Genomic DNA, 3,033 nt, shown 5'->3' with positions numbered 1-3,033 from the left:
CGGGGGCGCCCAAGTCGGCCGCGCGGGCGGCCTTTTTGGGCGGCGGGCTCTTGGGGCGTCGGGGCGTTGCGGTCTTGTGTCGGGGCTTGCCGTCGGTGTTTTGGGGTCTGCTGTCGTGTTGTCGCTGGCGCCGACGGGGCTGGCTTGGCTCAGGGTTTTTGGCGGGGCGGTGGCGTTTGCGTTCCCTTCTTGGGCCTTGCTGGCGGCGGTTGTTTTGGCTGGAACGCGGCGAAGTCGTTCCAGCATTGCTGGGTGAAGGTGTAGAGCGCGTCCTGCGCCTTCAGCGGGCTGCGGCCTGCCAGGCGGGCGAGGACGTAGTGGCCCTGGCGTTGCGGGTCGGGGGGCAGGGGGACTTCGACCAGGCGGCCGGCTTGTTGTTCGTGGCGGGTGACGCAGATGACGCCCAGCAGCAGGGTGTCGGTGGTGAGGGCCAGGTGGACCAGGGGGTCGAGGTTTTCGCAGCGCACGGTGACCATCTGTTCGGGGGCGCCGGCGGGGCCGAGGGTTTCGGCCAGGCGCAGGGCGACCTCGGGGCTGAGGGTGCTGGAGGCGACGGGGTACTGGCGGATGTGGTCGATGTTGGGGCGGCGGTGGGCCAGGATGGGGTGGCCCTGGCGGCAGACCATGCCGGCGCGCAGGGGGGCGAGGGGGCGGGTGTCGATTTCGGCGGCGCCGTAGAGCATGCGGGCGTCGCAGACCATGGCGTCGATGCGTTCGGCGCGCAACTGCTCGAGCAGGGCGGCGGTGGCGCCGAGCTCGGCGGCCACGCGCACCTGCGGATGGCGGGTGGCCATGTGGGCCAGGAAGGGCGTCAGCAGCAGCGAGGCGGGGGTGGGACTCAGTCCGATAGACAGGGCGCCCGACTCGCCGCCGGCCAGGGTCTTGAGCTCGCGCCGCAGTTCGGCTTCTTCATAGCGCATGCGGCGCGCGCGCTCGGCCACGCAGGCGCCGTAGGGCGTCAGGCGCACCTGGCGGGTGCCACGGTCCAGCAGCGGCAGGCCGAGTTCGGTTTCCAGCGCCTGGATGCTGCGGCTGAGCGCGGGCTGCGACAGGTTGACCTTGTCGGCGGCGCGCGAAAAGGTGCCGTGTTCGATCACGGCGAGCAGGTGCTTGAGTTTCTGGAAGTCCATGTTCCAACCGCATGAATCATATGAATTAAATGCATTGGAATTATAGATTGGGCGTCCGTATCATGGTCCGCGGACGGTGCCCGGCAGAGGCGCCGCCATCGCCCGCGGCAGGCTCGCGGCGCGGTCCCATTCGATACGGAGACAGATTCAATGAAGCAGCATGTGTTGTCGGCCGCCCTGTTGGCGGCCAGTTCGTGCCTGCCCGCGATGGCGGCGCAGGCCGTGGCGCAACCCGCGGCGACAGCCGCCGGACAGGCCGCCGAGGCGGTCGCGGCGCGGCCGCAGGGCGCCGATGGCAAGGTCACGATCCGGCGCGATGCCTATGGCATGCCGCACGTCTATGCGGACACGGTGTACGGCATCTTCTACGGCTACGGCTACGCGGTGGCGCAGGACCGGCTGTTCCAGATGGAGATGGCGCGCCGCAGCACCCAGGGCCGGGTGGCCGAGGTGCTGGGCGCATCGATGGTGGGGTTCGACAAGTCGATCCGCGCCAATTTCTCGCCCGAGCGCATCCAGCGCCAATTGGCGGCGTTGCCGGCCTCGGACCGCCAGGTGCTGGACGGCTACGCGGCCGGCATGAACGCCTGGCTGGCGCGGGTGCGGGCCCAGCCCGGCGCGTTGATGCCCAAGGAGTTCAACGACCTGGGCTTCGCGCCGGCCGACTGGACCGCCTACGACGTGGCGATGATTTTCATCGGCACCATGGCCAACCGCTTCTCGGACGCGAACAGCGAGATCGACAACCTGGCGCTGCTGACGGCGCTGAAGGACCGGCACGGCGACGCCGAGGCCATGCGCATTTTCAACCAGCTGCGCTGGCTGACCGACAGCCGCGCGCCGACCACGGTGCCGCCCGAAGAGGGCGGCTACCAGCCGGCGGTATTCCAGCCGGAAGGCGCGGACAAGCTGGCCTATGCGCTGCCGCGCTATGACGGCACGCCACCGATGCTCGAGCGCGTGGTGCGCGACCCGGCCACCCGCGGCGTGGTCGACGGCGCGCCAGCGGCGCTGCGGGCGCGGCTGGCCGAGCAGTACGCGCAATCGGGCCAGCCGGGCATCGCCGGCTTCCCGACCACCAGCAACATGTGGATCGTGGGCCGCGACCATGCCAAGGACGCCCGTTCGATCCTGCTGAACGGTCCGCAGTTCGGCTGGTGGAACCCGGCCTACACCTACGGCATCGGCCTGCACGGCGCCGGCTTCGACGTGGTCGGCAACACGCCGTTCGCCTATCCCGGCATCCTGTTCGGCCACAACGCGCATGTGGCCTGGGGCTCGACCGCCGGCTTCGGCGATGACGTCGACATCTTCGCGGAAAAGCTGGATCCGGCCGACCGCAGCCGCTATTTCCACGACGGCGAATGGAAGACGCTGGAAAAGCGCACCGACCTGATCCTGGTGAAGGACGCCGCGCCGGTGGCGCTGGACGTCTACCGCAGCGTGCACGGCCTGATCGTCAAGTTCGACGACGCGCAGCACGTGGCCTACGCCAAGGCGCGCGCCTGGGAAGGCTTTGAACTGCAATCGCTGATGGCCTGGACCCGCAAGACGCAGTCGGCCAACTGGGAACAATGGAAGGCGCAGGCGGCGCGCCACGCGCTGACCATCAACTGGTACTACGCCGACGACCGCGGCAACATCGGCTACGCCCATACCGGCTTCTATCCCAAGCGCCGCCCGGGCCACGACCCGCGCCTGCCGGTGCCGGGCACGGGCGAGATGGACTGGCAGGGCCTGCTGCCGTTCTCGACCAATCCGCAGGTCTACAACCCGCGCCAGGGCTTCATCGCCAACTGGAACAACCAGCCGATGCGCGGCTATCCGTCCACCGACCTGTTCGCCATCGTCTGGGGCCATGCCGACCGCTACGCCGAGATCGAGACGCGCCTGAAGGCCATGA

At 69.4% G+C, this 3,033-nt stretch carries 2 protein-coding genes; one reads left to right on the top strand and one right to left on the bottom strand.

Going from position 1 to position 3,033, the window contains the following annotated elements; translation table 11 throughout:
* Positions 1–149 precede the first annotated feature (149 nt).
* Complete coding sequence (locus tag AOZ49_RS13495) at positions 150–1,130, bottom strand: LysR family transcriptional regulator (RefSeq protein ID WP_054475846.1); 981 nt, start codon at positions 1,128–1,130, stop codon at positions 150–152.
* A 150-nt stretch (positions 1,131–1,280) separates the two neighbouring features.
* Here AOZ49_RS13495 and AOZ49_RS13490 point away from each other — a divergent pair.
* Positions 1,281–3,033, top strand: a 1,753-nt coding sequence (locus AOZ49_RS13490; RefSeq protein WP_054475843.1) for a penicillin acylase family protein, incomplete at its 3' end; no start/stop codon positions are given.

Source organism: Achromobacter sp. 2789STDY5608615 (assembly GCF_001298995.1).
GTDB classification, from domain to species: domain Bacteria; phylum Pseudomonadota; class Gammaproteobacteria; order Burkholderiales; family Burkholderiaceae_B; genus Achromobacter; species Achromobacter insuavis.
This window is presented reverse-complemented; position numbering and strand designations above follow the sequence as displayed.

Excerpts from the sequence above, each read along its gene's own strand:
- AOZ49_RS13495 (WP_054475846.1), bottom strand. The coding sequence starts at position 1,130 with ATGGACTTCCAGAAACTCAAGCACCTGCTCGCCGTGATCGAACACGGC.